The organism is Microbacterium sp. Soil_C_42 (genome assembly GCF_057656735.1).
Genome location: NZ_JBDGJU010000009.1, coordinates 15,470 through 29,840, shown reverse-complemented (window position 1 = coordinate 29,840; position 14,371 = coordinate 15,470). Strand labels below are relative to the sequence as shown.

At 70.6% G+C, this 14,371-nt stretch carries 13 protein-coding genes and 1 riboswitch; of the genes, 10 read left to right on the top strand and 3 right to left on the bottom strand.

The window, feature by feature from the left end; translation table 11 throughout:
- The first annotated feature begins 58 nt into the window (after window positions 1–58).
- From AC3A46_RS07870 to trpS, 3 genes are read left to right on the top strand one after another with little or no spacing between them, the layout of a single operon-like run.
- Window positions 59–1,375 (top strand): YihY/virulence factor BrkB family protein, encoded by a 1,317-nt coding sequence (locus AC3A46_RS07870; protein ID WP_487664649.1) that lies wholly within the window; start codon window positions 59–61, stop codon window positions 1,373–1,375.
- 41 nt (window positions 1,376–1,416) lie between these two features.
- A complete protein-coding gene (locus AC3A46_RS07865; protein ID WP_487664648.1) occupies window positions 1,417–2,283 on the top strand; it encodes an exodeoxyribonuclease III in 867 nt (288 codons plus the stop codon).
- A 30-nt stretch (window positions 2,284–2,313) separates the two neighbouring features.
- Window positions 2,314–3,321, top strand: a complete 1,008-nt coding sequence (gene trpS / locus AC3A46_RS07860) for a tryptophan--tRNA ligase (protein WP_487664647.1) — start codon at window positions 2,314–2,316, stop codon at window positions 3,319–3,321.
- 320 nt (window positions 3,322–3,641) lie between these two features.
- Here the strand turns inward: trpS and AC3A46_RS07855 are convergent, their stop codons facing one another.
- The gene (locus AC3A46_RS07855) at window positions 3,642–4,553 is read right to left on the bottom strand and encodes an endonuclease domain-containing protein (RefSeq protein ID WP_487664646.1); all 912 of its coding nucleotides are present in this window, start codon (window positions 4,551–4,553) and stop codon (window positions 3,642–3,644) included.
- Window positions 4,554–4,713: 160 nt separating this feature from the next.
- On the opposite strand from AC3A46_RS07855, the gene AC3A46_RS07850 reads away from it, so the two are divergent.
- Both AC3A46_RS07850 and AC3A46_RS07845 read left to right on the top strand, forming a co-directional pair.
- Entirely contained in the window at window positions 4,714–5,280 is a 567-nt protein-coding gene (locus AC3A46_RS07850; RefSeq protein ID WP_487664645.1) for a GNAT family N-acetyltransferase, read from the top strand.
- Between the two features lie 87 nt (window positions 5,281–5,367).
- Window positions 5,368–6,228: an Fpg/Nei family DNA glycosylase gene (locus AC3A46_RS07845; RefSeq protein ID WP_487664644.1), complete on the top strand. Its 861-nt coding sequence runs from the start codon at window positions 5,368–5,370 to the stop codon at window positions 6,226–6,228.
- A gap of 4 nt (window positions 6,229–6,232) precedes the next feature.
- Here the strand turns inward: AC3A46_RS07845 and glpK are convergent, their stop codons facing one another.
- Together glpK and AC3A46_RS07835 are read right to left on the bottom strand one after the other, a co-directional pair.
- Window positions 6,233–7,771, bottom strand: coding sequence for a glycerol kinase GlpK (gene glpK / locus AC3A46_RS07840; protein WP_487664643.1), 1,539 nt, complete (start codon window positions 7,769–7,771; stop codon window positions 6,233–6,235).
- 73 nt (window positions 7,772–7,844) lie between these two features.
- Window positions 7,845–9,572 (bottom strand): glycerol-3-phosphate dehydrogenase/oxidase, encoded by a 1,728-nt coding sequence (locus AC3A46_RS07835; RefSeq protein ID WP_487664642.1) that lies wholly within the window; start codon window positions 9,570–9,572, stop codon window positions 7,845–7,847.
- Window positions 9,573–9,659: 87 nt separating this feature from the next.
- On the opposite strand from AC3A46_RS07835, the gene AC3A46_RS07830 reads away from it, so the two are divergent.
- From AC3A46_RS07830 to ribH, 5 genes are all read left to right on the top strand, one after another.
- Entirely contained in the window at window positions 9,660–10,619 is a 960-nt protein-coding gene (locus AC3A46_RS07830) for a sugar-binding transcriptional regulator (RefSeq protein ID WP_487664641.1), read from the top strand.
- A 91-nt stretch (window positions 10,620–10,710) separates the two neighbouring features.
- Window positions 10,711–10,883: riboswitch (FMN riboswitch) on the top strand.
- A 68-nt stretch (window positions 10,884–10,951) separates the two neighbouring features.
- Window positions 10,952–11,989 (top strand): bifunctional diaminohydroxyphosphoribosylaminopyrimidine deaminase/5-amino-6-(5-phosphoribosylamino)uracil reductase RibD, encoded by a 1,038-nt coding sequence (ribD, locus tag AC3A46_RS07825; RefSeq protein ID WP_487664640.1) that lies wholly within the window; start codon window positions 10,952–10,954, stop codon window positions 11,987–11,989.
- Complete coding sequence (locus AC3A46_RS07820; RefSeq protein ID WP_487664639.1) at window positions 11,989–12,612, top strand: riboflavin synthase; 624 nt, start codon at window positions 11,989–11,991, stop codon at window positions 12,610–12,612. Before ribD ends, AC3A46_RS07820 begins: the two co-directional genes overlap by 1 nt.
- Window positions 12,609–13,883 (top strand): GTP cyclohydrolase II, encoded by a 1,275-nt coding sequence (gene ribA / locus AC3A46_RS07815; protein ID WP_487664638.1) that lies wholly within the window; start codon window positions 12,609–12,611, stop codon window positions 13,881–13,883. Before AC3A46_RS07820 ends, ribA begins: the two co-directional genes overlap by 4 nt.
- Window positions 13,880–14,356: a 6,7-dimethyl-8-ribityllumazine synthase gene (ribH, locus tag AC3A46_RS07810; RefSeq protein WP_310289212.1), complete on the top strand. Its 477-nt coding sequence runs from the start codon at window positions 13,880–13,882 to the stop codon at window positions 14,354–14,356. Before ribA ends, ribH begins: the two co-directional genes overlap by 4 nt.
- Window positions 14,357–14,371 lie beyond the last annotated feature (15 nt).

Genomic DNA, 14,371 nt, shown 5'->3' with positions numbered 1-14,371 from the left:
CAGACGGATGCCGCATCGCTCAGCGATGCGGCATCCGTCTGTCGCTAATCTGAACACCGTGACGCACACTCCCCCGCCCGATGCCCGTGCGGCAGCGGACGCCGCGCAGCGCGAGGAGGAGTCGCTCCGGGAGCGCTGGGAGGCGACGGAGCACAGCCTCCGGCAGCGATTCGACGCGCCGATCAGCCGTGCGACGCGGCTGACGCAGGCGACGATGGCGTGGTTCCCCGTCAGGGTGTGGCGCCACTTCCTCATCGAGAACGGGTTCCTGCTCGCGGCCGGCGTCAGCTACGTCGCGCTGTTCGCGTGCTTCGCCGCGATCTACGTCGTGTTCGCGATCGTGGGGATCTGGCTGGGTGGGAGCCCGGATGCCGTCAACGCCCTCATCGAGCTGATCAACGTCTACATCCCGGGACTCATCGCGCCGTCCGGCGGCCTGTTCACCAACGAACAGGTGCAGGAGATCGCGTCCCAGAACTCCGGCGTCCTGGGCTGGACGGGCATCATCGCCCTCGGCGCCCTCATCTGGACGGCGATCGACTGGGTCACCTACTCCCGCCGAGCCGTGCGCGAGCTTTTCGCCATCCCGCCCGATCGACGCAGCTACTTCCTGCTCAAGGCGCGCGACTTCCTCGCGGCGCTCATCTTCGGCGCCGCGCTCATCCTCGGCGCCGCTCTGAGCACGGTCGGAACGCTGGCGATGAACTGGGTCTTCTCGCTGATCGGGTGGAGGGACACCAGCGCGCTCACCACGATCACCGTCAGCATCGGCTCCCTGCTGATCGGCTTCGCGGTGACCTCGACTGCGCTGGTCGGCTTCTTCCGCTTCCTCACCGGAACGAAGCTGCCGTGGCGCCGCATCTGGCCGGGCGCCATGCTCGGAGGCGCCGGCATCTCGGTGCTCCAGCTCGGTGCCGGTCTGCTGCTGAGCTACACGCCCTCCAACCCGCTGCTGGCGACGTTCGCGATCTTCATCGGGATGCTGCTGTGGTTCCGGCTGCTCGGGATCGTCACGCTCGTCGCGGCCGCGTGGATCGCCGTCGCGGCGAAGGACCGCGATGTCGTCATGCTGCCGCAGACCGATGCCGAGCGCGTCGCGGCCGAGCACGCGGCTCTGCTCGTGGCCGCACGGGTGCGGCTGCGCACCGCGCAGGACGCGCGCGACCAGGCGCCCTGGTACCGCGCGTGGGTCGCCGACCGCGCCGTGCGCGAGGCCGAGGACGAGCTGAGCCAGGTGGAGGCGGCGACGCCGGCGGTGCCGGCTCGGAACGGGGCCGCACCGCGGCGGGCATCGGCCCCCGGTCCGTCGGCCGCCGCGACCCCGAGCAAGCCGTCCAAGCGCGGGCGGTCGCCCCGCATCCCGGACAACGGCTGACGCGTCCTGCGGTGTCGGCGGCCCCGGATAGTCTTGCCGTCGTGTCTCGCCGTGTTCGCATCGCCTCTGTCAACGTCAACGGAATCCGCGCGGCGACGCGCAAAGGCATGCTCGAGTGGCTCGACGCCGCCGACATCGACGTGATGGCCCTCCAGGAGGTGCGCGCGACCGAAGACGAGCTGCGCGCTGCACTGCCGGGGTGGGAGATCGTCAACGACGAGGCTCTCGCGAAGGGCCGCGCCGGCGTGGCCGTGGCCAGCCGCATCCCGTCGGTGGAGGTGCGTCGCGTGCTCGGCCCCGCCGCCGAGGACGCGGCCGAGGTGCTCGACAGCGCCGGCCGCTGGATCGAGGCCGACTTCGACATCGACGGCGAGCGCCTGATCGTCGTGAGCGCCTACGTGCACACCGGCGAGGCCGACACCCCCAAGCAGGACGCCAAGTGGGCCTTCCTCGATGCCATGGAGGCGCGGATGCCGCAGCTCGAGGCCGCTTCCCCGCTTGCGCTCATCATGGGCGACCTGAACGTCGGCCACCGCGAGTTCGACATCCGCAACTGGAAGGGCAACGTCAAGAAGGCCGGGTTCCTCCCCCGCGAGCGCGCGTACTTCGACCGGTTCTTGGGCGAGGAGGGCGCGGAGGTCACCGGCGCCGACGGCTCGACCGGCCCCGGCCTCGGCTGGGTCGACATCGGCCGCCGCTTCCACGGCGACGTCGACGGCCCCTACACGTGGTGGTCGATGCGCGGACGCGCGTTCGACAACGACACCGGGTGGCGCATCGACTACCACCTCGCGACGCCCGAGCTCGGCGCCCGGGTCGCCGACTACCGCGTGGTGCGGGCGCCCTCGTGGGACACGCGCTGGAGCGACCACTCCCCCGTCGTCGCCGACTACTCGATCGGGCGCTGAGGCGCAGCATCCGCTCTATAGACTTTTCGGATGAGTAGATCGCGCCTGTACTCCGGCATGCAGCCCTCCGCCGACTCGCTCCAGATCGGCAACTACATCGGGGCTCTCATGCAGTGGCGCGACCTCCAGGAGTCGTACGACGCGTTCTTCTCGGTGGTCGACCTGCACGCGATCACCGTCGCGCAGGACCCCGAGCACCTGCGTGAGAAGACGCGCCGCACGGCCGCCCAGTACATCGCCGCCGGCATCGAGCCGTCGAAGTCGACGCTGTACGTGCAGTCCCACGTGCCCGCGCACGCCGAGCTGGCGTGGATCCTCTCGACGATCACGGGCTTCGGCGAGGCCGGGCGCATGACGCAGTTCAAAGACAAGTCCTCGCGGTACGGCTCCGATGCCACGTCGGTCGGGCTCTTCACGTATCCCGTGCTCATGGCCGCCGACATCCTGCTGTACCAGACCGACATCGTGCCCGTCGGCGACGACCAGAAGCAGCACGTCGAACTGACCCGCGACCTGGCGGAGCGCTTCAACAGCCGCTTCGGCGAGACGTTCAGGGTCCCGATGCCGGTGATCCAGCAGGACACCGCGCGCATCTACGACCTGCAGAACCCCACCGCGAAGATGTCGAAGTCCGCGGAGTCCGATGCCGGCGTGCTGTGGCTGCTCGACGACCCGGCGGTTTCGGCGAAGAAGATCATGCGCGCCGTCACCGACTCCGAGGGCTCGGTGCGCTACGACCGTGAGGCCAAGCCCGGCGTCTCGAACCTGCTCGTGATCTACGCGGCCCTGACCGGCCGCCAGATCCCCTCGATCGAGGACGAGTACGCGGGCCGCGGCTACGGCGACTTCAAGAAGGGCCTCGCCGAGGTCGTCGTCAACGAGTTCGGCCCGGTGCGCGAGCGCGCGCTGCAGATGCTCGACGACCCCTCCGAGCTCGACCGCGTCCTCGCCGTCAACGCCGGCAAGGCGTCCGAGGTCGCCGAGCGCACCCTCGCCGACGTCTACGACAAGGTCGGCCTCCTCCGCCGCTCCCGCTGACCCTGGACGGACGCTGCGACCCCGGGCTGCAGCATCCCCGGGCTGCCTGAGCGTCTTCGGTCCGGTTCGCTGCGTTCGCAACTCAGGATGATTCCGTCGCCCGGCGACGCGGAGACCCCCCAGGTCGTGACCATCCTGAGTTGCGAGCATCAGGGAGGGGCCCCGCGCCCGGGCGAGCGAGTTCACAAGCCTTGCCACTCGAGGCCCTCCCCGGTTCGCAACTCAGGATGGATACGGCGTTCAGGCGCTTCGTGTTTTCGCTCCGCGCATCGGTCCTGAGTTGCGAACCGCGACAGCCGCTTGAGACCTCGATGGGGCGGTCAGCGCTTGGTGCGCTGCGTGAGCAAACCCCGCAATGCGGCCAGCACGTCATCCGGGCGAAAGAGGATGTCACTCGCCGTGAGTCTGAGGACGGCGTAGCCCTGCCGCGCCAGCTCGAGGTCACGCTGGTAGTCCTTGACCTGCTGATCCCAGTCCGAGTGGAACTCCTTGCTGTCGCACTCGATGACGAGCCAGCCGTCTGCGACGAGATCGACGAACCCGACATTCTCGAACTCCACCTGCAAGCGTGTCGAGCAACCGAGGCCGGCGAGCATCAGTCGCACGAGGGTCTCAGGACCTGACTGTGCCCGGCCGTCGACGAGCGATGCCAGCACCGCATACTTCGCGGGCAGGATCTCGAAGATTGATGACAGCTGCTCGGAGCGGATCAGCTTCTTGTTGAGCGCGCTGTCGATCGACGCGATCGCCGCGCGTGGCGGCTGGCAGAGCACCGCGTGCGCCAAAGCGACAACAAGGTCGGTGCACGTTGCGGCACCGGGGTCATTCGGCATGGCGAGCCAGTGCAAGCGCGTGCCGTGAAGCTTCTTCAGGTCCAGCTTCCTTCGGCGGTCGTGCGGCGAACGCATACGGCTCATTCGTGTGTCGAGGTGAACGTGCAGACGCGCATTCGTCTCCACGAAGACTTCGAGATGCTGGAGGAGGGACAGGCAGGTCAGACGTCCGCCGACGCGGACCGCCCGGACCACAGCATCCGGCGTCTCCGGCGGAAGATAGCGGTCACGTCGGGCACGGATCAGCGCGCCCGCCCGGACTGCCGCCGTGATGTCACGCGCGGTCATGCCATCGGCCATCAGATCGCGACGGGTCCGGTGAGTCGTCCACATGATCACCGACCCTCGCGCCGTCGCGCACCGGCGGTCGTCGGGCGCGTCGAATCTGGGGATGGCCATCGTTCCCCGCGACTTGTGGAGGAGCCGGCATGTTCACAATTCAGGATCATCGCTCCACGGCCAACGTCCATCACCCGGAATCGCGCTGACCCCGCGCGCAGAGATCACGCCCGTCCTGAGTTGCGAACGGAGGGGCTTGTCCGGCACTTAGGCTGTCCGGATGGAGCCCGTGACCCTGCGCACCGCGCGCCTGGAGCTGTCTGCACCCCGTGTCGACGACGTGGACGGGATCTACGCGGCGTGCCAGGACCCCGACATCCAGCGGTACACGCGGGTTCCCTCGCCGTACGCGCGCGAGGATGCCGAGAAGTTCATCGACGCGGTCAAAGAGCAGTGGGCCGGCGAGCTGCACCGCACCTGGGTGATCCGCGACGGTGCGACGCTCGTCGGAACCATCGGGTTCTACCGCCTCGACGGGCAGGGCAACGGCGAGATCGGGTACTGGATCGCCCCGGATCAGCGCGGCGGCGGGCGCCTCCGCGAAGCGGCGAACGCGGTGATCGACTGGGCCTTCTCGTCCGACGGCGCAGGCCTCACCCGCATCGAATGGCGCGCCGTGGTCGGCAACGAGCCGTCGGCGCGTGTCGCCCGCGCGCTGGGCTTCCGCTTCGAGGGCACTCTGCGTCAGGCGCTCGTGGGCGCGAAGCATCGCGACGACGGCTGGATCGCGGGACTCCTGAAGACGGACGAACGGATGCCTCAGCCCTGGCCCGTCCTCGAGGACTGACGACCAGCCCGACCGAGTCGCGGGGCCGAGTTCCCCCGACCGCTGACGGCCGGCCCGCGTGTCGCCGCGGCATGGCAGGATGGGCGCATGCCCGAGATGCCCGAGGTGCAGGGACTCGTCGACTTCCTCCGCGAGCGGCTCACCGGCGTGCAGATCACGCGGGCGAGCGTCGCGAACATCGCGGCGCTGAAGACGTACGACCCGCCGATCGATGCGCTCCATGGGCAGGAGATCACGGGCGCCTCGCGCCACGGCAAGTTCATCGACCTCGCCACGACCGGCCCGCACCTCGTGTTCCACCTCGCCAAGGCCGGGTGGCTGCGCTGGTACGACGAGCTGCCGAAGACGATCATCCGCCCGGGCAAGACCCCGATCGCGCTGCGCGTCGCGCTCTCGGACGGCGCCGGGTTCGATCTCACCGAGGCGGGCACGAAGAAGTCCCTCGCGGTCTATGTCGTGCGCGAGCGGTCGGACGTCCCCGGCGTCGCACGGCTCGGCCCCGACCCTCTGGACGCCTCCTTCACCCGCGACACGCTCGCCGAGCTGCTCGCCGGCCGTCGCACGCAGATCAAGGGGGTGCTGCGCGACCAGATGATCGTCGCGGGCGTGGGCAATGCCTACTCCGACGAGATCCTGCACGCGGCGAAGACGTCGCCGTACGCACTGGCGTCCTCCCTGTCCGACGACGACATCACGCGCCTGTTCGACGCGATGACCGAGACGCTGACGGATGCTGTCGCCGAGGCATCCGGAAAGCCACCGGCCGAGCTCAAGGACGCGAAACGCCGGGGCATGCAGGTCCACGGGCGGCGCGGAGAGAAATGCCCTGTCTGCGGCGACGAGGTGCGGAGTGTCTTCTTCGCCGACAACTCGCTCGAGTACTGCCCCACCTGCCAGACCGGCGGCAAGATCCTCGCCGACCGCCGCCTCTCGCGCCTGCTGAAATGAGGCGTCAGTCGCCGGTCGTGCCCATGAGCACACGAGCGTCGTCGTCGACCCAGTCGAGGGACTTCGACACGGCCTTGCGCCACTGGCGATAGCGACGCTCGCGCTCTTCCTCGGGCATCCGCGGCTCGAAGCGGACGTCCTCCCGCCAGTGCGATCGGAGCTCATCGAGGTCGCTCCACACGCCGGTCGCGAGACCCGCGGCGTACGCGGCGCCGAGCGCGGTCGTCTCGACGACGTCGGGGCGGACGACCGGGATGCCGAGGATGTCGGCCTGGAACTGCATGAGGAGGTCGTCGCGGGTCATGCCGCCGTCCACGCGCAGCTCGTCGAGCGTGCGGCCGGTATCGGCGACGACGGCCTCGATCACGTCACGCGTCTGGAACGCCGTCGACTCGAGGGCCGCGCGGGCGATGTGCGCCTTGTTGACGTAGCGCGTGAGGCCGACGAGCGCGCCGCGCGCGTCGGGGCGCCAGTACGGCGCGAAGAGCCCGGAGAACGCCGGCACGAAGTAGGCGCCGCCGTTGTCGTCGACGCTGGCGGCGAGGGTCTCGACGTCCTCGGAACGCTGGATGATGCCCAGGTTGTCGCGGAGCCACTGCACGAGCGAGCCGGTCACCGCGATGGAGCCCTCGAGCGCGTAGCGGGCGGGCTCGTCGCCGATCCGGTAGCCGACCGTGGTGATGAGGCCGCTGCCGGATCGCACGATCTCGGTGCCGGTGTTGACGAGCAGGAAGTTGCCGGTGCCGTAGGTGTTCTTCGACTCCCCCGCGTCGAAGGCCGCCTGCCCGAAAGTCGCCGCCTGCTGGTCGCCGAGGATCCCGGCGATCGGCACGCCGTCGAGCACCGAGGGCAGCGAGGAGTGTCCGACCACTTCGGATGACGAGCGGATCTCAGGCATCATCGCGCGCGGGATGCCCCACACGGCGAGCAGGTCGTCCGACCAGTCGAGCGTCCGCAGGTCCATGAGCAGCGTGCGCGACGCGTTGGTGACGTCTGTGACGTGGATGCCGCCGCGTGCGCCGCCCGTGAGGTTCCACACCACCCAGGTGTCGGGCGTGCCGAACAGCAGCTCTCCCGCTTCGGCGGCCGCTCGCGCTCCGTCGACGTTGTCGAGGATCCACGCGACCTTCGACGCCGAGAAGTACGTGGCGAGCGGCAGCCCTGTCGCCTCGGCGAACCGATCGGCGCCGCCCTCGGCGGCGAGCTCGTCGATCCGGGGCTGGGTGCGGGTGTCCTGCCACACGAGCGCGTTGTGCACCGGCCGCCCGGTGCGCTTCTCCCACACGATCGCCGTCTCGCGCTGGTTCGTCACGCCGATCGCGGCGACCTCGGATGCTGCGAGCCGGGCGCGCGACAGACACGACGCGATGACCCACTCGGTGTTGGTCCAGATCTCGACCGGGTCGTGCTCGACGCGACCGGCCCGGGGGAAGATCTGCTCGTGCTCGCGCTGCGACGAGGCGACCACGGAACCGGCTGCGTCGAACACGATGGCGCGCGTCGATGTCGTGCCCTGGTCGATGGACAGCACGTGCTCGGGCACCGTTCGTCTCCTTGCTCGGCGGGCGACATCGCCCGCGCGGGTCGGCCGCGCGGCGCGCGCGCGTGCGGTCAGGCTATCGCGCGTCGGCGGGGAGCCAGGACGGATCCGCGGCGTGGATCCGCTCGAGCGCCCGTCCCACCTCGAGCGCGGTGCGTGCGGTGTCCCAGTCGAGCACGGGCGCGACCGCGTCGGCTGCTTCCGCGACCGCCTCCGCCGACGCCTCGCCGACGAACGCGATGCTGGTGCGCCGCAGCAGCAGGTCGTCGAGATGCGTGACGTCCTCCGTCGCGGCGAGGTGCCTCAGCTCGCCCGAGCTGTATCCGGGCAGGTGCTCGAGCAGGACGTCGTCGGCATCCGCGGCGATCGCGTCCACCACGGCTGCGGCGACCGTGCCGTAGCGGTCGAGCAGCGTCGCCACACGGGCGGCCGGCACCGCGGCGTCATGGGCCGAGATCCACTGCCGGCGCGCGCGCTCCGTCATGGGGTACCCGCGGCCGCCGCCGATCGGCACTCCCCGGGTCGAGCTGCGGCGCGGCCGGGACAGCAGCTCGAGAGCGCGGTCGGCGAGGTGCTCGGCCGACGCACGGAAGGTGGTCCATTTGCCGCCGATGAGGCTGAGGACCGTGGCATCCCCACCGACCAGCGGTGCGGACTCGACGCGGTAGTCCCGCGAGACGAACCCGGGCGAGACGTCGTCGTGGCCGGGGAGCGGCCGCACGCCGGCGAAACGGTAGACGATCTGCGAGCGTTCGACCTCGATCGTCGGGAGCACCTGCCCGATCAGCTCGATGAAGTAGTCGACCTCCGCCTCGGTGCACACGACCGGATCGCCCATGTCGTGATCGAGGTCGGTGGTGCCGACGAGAACGCGTCCCTTCAGCGGGTAGATGAGGACGATCCGGCCGTCCTCGTTCTCGAAGAACAGCTCCCGTCCGCCGGTCGCCGCGAGCAGCTCGGGGTGATCGAGCACGACATGCGAGCCCTTGGTGCCGCCCATGTACCGGGTCGGATCACCGAGGGCGAGGTTGGTGAGGTCCGTCCACGGGCCACTGGCGTTCACGACGACGGATGCCGAGAATCGCGTCTCCTCGCCGGTCAGGGTGTCGCGCAGCACGACCCGCCCGTCGTCGACCCCGACGGCCGCGGTGTAGTTGGCGGCCCGTGCCCGATCGCCGCCCGCCGCGCGACCGTCGCGCAGCACGTCGATGGCGAGGCGCTCGGGGTCGTGGAGGGACGCGTCCCAGTAGGTCGCGGTGTACTTCACGTCGGGGTTCAGCTGAGGCAGCTGCGCGAGCGAGCGCTTGCGTCCGCGGAAGGTGTGCCGTGGGACGGTGCCCTTGCCGAACACGCCGCCGCCGCGTGAGAAGGAGTCGTAGATGACGAGCCCGATCTTGATGAGCGCGGCCCCGCGCTCATGGTGCTTCCCGCCGCCGTGGCGCAGGAACTTCAGCGGCGCCGACAGCACTCCCGAGAACGTCGAGAAGATCGGGATGGTGGTCTGCAGCGGCCTGACGTAGTGCGGGGCGGTGCGCAGCAGCGCGTTGCGCTCGGTCACGGCCTCGTGGACGAGCCGGAACTCGCCGTTCTCGAGGTAGCGGATGCCGCCGTGGATCATGTGCGACGACGCCGCCGACGCGCCGCTGATGAAGTCGTCGCGCTCGACGAGCGCGACGTCCACGCCCTGCATCGCGAGGTCGCGGAACGTCGCCAGGCCGTTGATGCCGCCGCCGATGATCAGCACGTCCGCGTAGGGCCGCTCCGCGAGAGCCGCCCATCCTCGTTCCGCTGCCCGCGCCGCCATCGCATCCCCCATCGTCGTGCTGTCGTCCCATCATGACACCGCTGGATGTCCTTGCAGGCGATATGCACATACGTGCACGATGGATGGATGGACAGGATCGGCGACGCCCGCACGATGCAGCGCGCGCTCACGGCCGCGCACCTCTACTACGTGCAGGACCGCACCATGGATGCGATCGCCCAGGAGCTCGGCACGTCGCGTTCGACGGTGTCACGGCTGCTCACGCACGCGCGGGCGACCGGCATCGTCGACATCCGCATCCGGTCGCCGTTCGCCGCGCCGCAGCGGCTCGAAGAGCGATTGGCCGAGCGTTTCGGCATCCTCGCCCAGGTCGTTCCCGTGCCCGACGACACCACGGAGGTCGACCGGCTGCAGCGCGTCGCGATCGCCGCCGCGCACGCGCTCCTGGACCTCGTGCAGGACGACATGATCGTGGGCGTCGCCTGGGGATCGACGACCGCGGCGGTGAGCCGCCACCTCGTTCCCAAGTCGGTGCACGGGGCGACATTCGTGCAGCTGAACGGCTCCGGCAACACCCACTCGACGGGTCTCCTCTACGCCAGCGAGATCCTCAGCCGGTTCGCCGCCGCCTACGACGGGAGCGCGCAGCAGTTCCCCGTGCCGGCCTTCTTCGACGACCCCGCCACGAAGGACGCGATGTGGCGCGAGCGCAGCACGCGGCGCATCCTCGACATGCTCCCCGCGATGGACCTCGTGGTGTTCAGCACCGGCTCCGCGGGATCCCGCGTACCGAGCCATGTCTACAGCGGCGGCTACCTCGAGCCGGGTGAACTCGATCAGCTCGCCGACGAAGGCGTCGTCGGCGACGTGGCCACGGTCTTCTACCGCGCGGACGGGTCGAGCGACGCGATCGCTCTCAACGATCGTGCCACCGGCCCCAGCCTCGACCTCTTGCGCGGCATCCCACGGCGCCTCTGCATCGTGTCAGGGGTGTCGAAGCTCGCCAGCCTCCGAGGGGCTCTCGCCGCGCGCATCGCGACGGATCTCATCGTCGATGAGGCCACCGCGCGGGCGCTCCTGGAGTGAGGCCGGGACGCAGAGATCGGGTGGGCGGGACTTCATTCGAAGACATGGAATGAATGGGCGGATGCCGCGTTGACTACACTCGAGAGCATCAACGTGCTCCGGGGTCGGTGAGAATCCGAACCGGCGGTGACAGTCCGCGAGCCAAGGCTTCAGCATCCGATTCGGATGCCGCCGCGGCCGATCCGGTGGAATTCCGGAACCGACGGTGATGCGACAGGTTTCCTGAGGGAAGCAGGTCGCTAGTCCGGATGGGAGGCAGCACAGAGGCGTCGCCATGCGCGCCTCCGCTTCCCATGCCCCGGGGCGTCGAGAACGACGAGACGAGGGGCCGGATGGCGAGCACAGCGGAACACGACGCGATGCGTCGGGCGCTGACGATCGCCCGGCGCGGTCCGCGTGGTGTGAACCCTCAGGTCGGCGCGCTGCTGCTGTCGCCGGACGGCGAGGTGCTCGCCGAGGGCTGGCACCGCGGTGCGGGCACCCCGCACGCCGAGGTGGACGCGCTGTCGACGCTCGCGCCCGGCGCCGCGCGCGGCGCGACCGCAATCGTGACCCTCGAGCCCTGCAACCACACCGGTCGGACCGGACCGTGCTCCGAGGCCCTCATCGCCGCGGGCGTCACACGGGTCGTCTACGCGATCGCCGATCCCGGCGACCACTCCTCCGGCGGGGCCACGCGGCTGCGCGCAGCAGGCGTCGAGGTCGAGGCCGGCCTGCTCGCCGACGAGGCGACCGCGCTCCTCGACTCGTGGCTGACGGTGCAGCGTCTGCGCCGGCCGCACGTCACCGTGAAGTGGGCCCAGAGCCTCGACGGCCGGGCGGCGGCCTCGGACGGCACCAGCCAGTGGATCACCGGGCGGCAGGCCCGCGCCGACGTCCACCGCCGCCGCGCCGAAGCCGACGCGATCGTCGCCGGCACCGGCACGGTGCTCGCCGACGATCCGGCGCTCACCGCCCGCGCCGAGGACGGCTCGCTGCTGCCCCACCAGCCGATACCGGTCGTCGTGGGCGCGCGCGCCGTGCCCGAGGCTGCGGCCGTGCGCCGGCACCCGCACCCGTTCCTGCAGTACCCCGGCGACGATGCCTCGGGCGGGCTGCGCGCCCTGCTCGAAGACCTGCGCAGTCGCGGGGTGCAGCGCGTGTTCGTCGAGGGCGGTCCCGCCGTCGCGGCGTCGTTCCTGCGCGAGCGGCTCGCCGACGAACTGCTCGTCTACGTCGCTCCGCTGCTGCTCGGCGGCGACCGGCTCGCTGTGCAGGACATCGGGGTGTCCACCATCGCCGAGGCGCGACGCCTGGCCGTGGCATCCGTCATCCCACTCGGCGACGATCTGCTGTTCGTCGTCCACCCCGCTTCGGAAGGAGACGAGTGATGTTCACCGGAATCATCGAGGAGGTCGGCGAGGTCACCGCGGTCGAGCCGTCGGGCGACGGCGTGCGTGTGACGGTGCGCGGGCCGAAGGCCGTGTCGGATGCCGCGCACGGCGACTCCATCTCGGTCAGCGGCGTGTGCCTCACGGTCGTCGACCAGGGTGCCGACTGGTTCACCGCCGACGTCATGAAGCAGACGCTCGACATGTCGACCCTCGAGGGCGTCTCCGCCGGACGCGCCGTCAACCTCGAGCGGGCGATGGCCGCGCACGGCCGGCTCGGCGGACACATCGTGCAGGGCCACATCGACGGCACCGGCGAGGTGCTCGAGGTGCGACCCGGCGAACAGTGGCAGGTGCTGCGCATCTCGGTCCCCGCAGAGCTCGCCCCGCTCGTCGTCGACAAGGGCTCGATCGCCGTCGACGGCGTCTCGCTCACCGTGAGCGGTGCCAGCGCCGCCGCCCCCGGCGACGGCTGGTTCGAGGTCTCACTCATCCCCGAGACCCTCGCCGCGACCACCCTCGGCGCCCGTGCGCCGGGCGACCGCGTCAACCTCGAGACCGACATCCTGGCTCGCCACGTACAGCGACTGCTGGCTTTTTCCACGGAAGGGGGCTCGAAATGAGCCTTGCCACGATCCCCGAGGCCCTGGAGGCGCTGCGCGCCGGCCGGCCGGTCATCGTCGCGGACGATGAGAACCGCGAGAACGAAGGCGACGTCATCCTGTCGGCCCAGCTCGCCACTCCCGAGTGGGTCGCGTGGACGGTCCGCTGGACGAGCGGCTTCCTGTGCGCGCCGATGCCCGCCGACTGGGCCGACCGCCTCGACCTGCCGCCGATGGTCGAGAACAACGAGGACGCCCGCGGGACCGCGTACACGGTGAGCGTGGACGCCGCCGACCGCGTCTCGACCGGCATCAGCGCCGCGGACCGCGCCCACACGCTCAACGTGCTGGCGAACCCCGAGTCGACGCCCACCAGCGTCATCCGCCCCGGCCACATCCTGCCGCTGCGCGCCGTCGACGGCGGCGTGCGCGAGCGCGCCGGCCACACCGAGGCCGCCGTCGAGCTCATGAAGCTCGCCGACCTCGCACCGGTCGGCGTCATCGGCGAGGTCGTCGCCGAGGACGGCAGCATGATGCGCCTGCCCGGGCTCCAGGAGCTCGGCGCCGAATACGGCATCCCGGTCATCACGATCGAGCAGCTCGCCGCCTACCTCGATGAGAACGTCCCGTGCGACCCCGCGATCCGCAATGCGCACAAGCGCCGCGTGAGCCTGCGCGCGGAGGCGCACGTGCCCACCGGGCACGGGGAGTTCCGCTTCCTCGCGTACAAGGACCGCGTCACCGGCACCGACCACATCGCGGTCGTCTCGGGCGAGCTCTCGGACGCGCCCCTCGTGCGCGTGCACTCGGAGTGCCTGACGGGCGAGGCGTTCGGCTCGCTCAAGTGCGAGTGCGGCCCGCAGCTCGAGGCCGCCCTCGACGCCATCGAGCAGGACGGCGGCGTGGTCATCTACATGCGCGGCCACGAGGGTCGCGGCATCGGCCTGATCAACAAGCTGCGCGCCTACTCGCTGCAGGAGCGCGGCCTCGACACCGTCGACGCCAACCTCGCGCTGGGCCTCCCGGCCGACGCCCGCGACTACGCGGCGGCCGCGGGCATCCTCACCGACCTGGGTATCGAGAAGGTGCGCCTGCTGACCAACAACACCGACAAGGTGAAGCAGCTGCGCGAGCTCGGCCTCGACATCGTCGAGCAGGTGCCGCTCCTGGTCGGCGTCGGCCCGAACAACCACCAGTACCTGGAGACCAAGCGCGATCGCATGGGTCACATCATCAACGAGGCGGACCTCGCGGACGCCATCGCACACATGCACGAAGGAGCAGAACGATGAGCGGCAAGGGCGCACCCGAGGCCACGGCACCGGTCGACGGCAGCGGACTCGACGTGGTCGTCGTCGCGGGCACGTGGCACGAGACGATCACCGACGGCCTCATCGCCGGCGCCGCGCGCGCCGCCGATGCCGCGGGCGCCTCGCACCGGCTCGTCCGCGTGCCCGGCTCGTTCGAGCTCCCCGTCGTGGCGAAGGCGGCTCTGGAGGCCGGAGCCGACGCGGTCGTGGCGCTGGGCGTCATCATCCGCGGCGGCACGCCGCACTTCGAGTTCGTCTCGAACGCAGCGACCGACGGCCTCACGCGCGTCGCGCTCGACACCGGCAAGCCGGTCGGCTTCGGCGTGCTGACGCTCGACGACGAGGCTCAGGGCATCGCGCGCGCCGGCCTCGAGGGCTCCGTCGAAGACAAGGGCTTCGAGGCGGCCGACGCGGCCATCCGCACCGCCGTGGTGCTCCGCGACCTGCGCGCCTGATCGGCGGGGGCGGGG

Excerpts from the sequence above, each read along its gene's own strand:
- ribD (WP_487664640.1), top strand. The coding sequence starts at position 10,952 with ATGGCGAGCACAGCGGAACACGACGCGATGCGTCGGGCGCTGACGATC.
- ribH (WP_310289212.1), top strand. The coding sequence starts at position 13,880 with ATGAGCGGCAAGGGCGCACCCGAGGCCACGGCACCGGTCGACGGCAGC.
- AC3A46_RS07835 (WP_487664642.1), bottom strand. The coding sequence starts at position 9,572 with ATGGCGGCGCGGGCAGCGGAACGAGGATGGGCGGCTCTCGCGGAGCGG.
- trpS (WP_487664647.1), top strand. The coding sequence starts at position 2,314 with ATGAGTAGATCGCGCCTGTACTCCGGCATGCAGCCCTCCGCCGACTCG.
- AC3A46_RS07845 (WP_487664644.1), top strand. The coding sequence starts at position 5,368 with ATGCCCGAGATGCCCGAGGTGCAGGGACTCGTCGACTTCCTCCGCGAG.
- AC3A46_RS07820 (WP_487664639.1), top strand. The coding sequence starts at position 11,989 with ATGTTCACCGGAATCATCGAGGAGGTCGGCGAGGTCACCGCGGTCGAG.
- ribA (WP_487664638.1), top strand. The coding sequence starts at position 12,609 with ATGAGCCTTGCCACGATCCCCGAGGCCCTGGAGGCGCTGCGCGCCGGC.
- AC3A46_RS07850 (WP_487664645.1), top strand. The coding sequence starts at position 4,714 with ATGGAGCCCGTGACCCTGCGCACCGCGCGCCTGGAGCTGTCTGCACCC.
- AC3A46_RS07830 (WP_487664641.1), top strand. The coding sequence starts at position 9,660 with ATGGACAGGATCGGCGACGCCCGCACGATGCAGCGCGCGCTCACGGCC.
- AC3A46_RS07855 (WP_487664646.1), bottom strand. The coding sequence starts at position 4,553 with ATGGCCATCCCCAGATTCGACGCGCCCGACGACCGCCGGTGCGCGACG.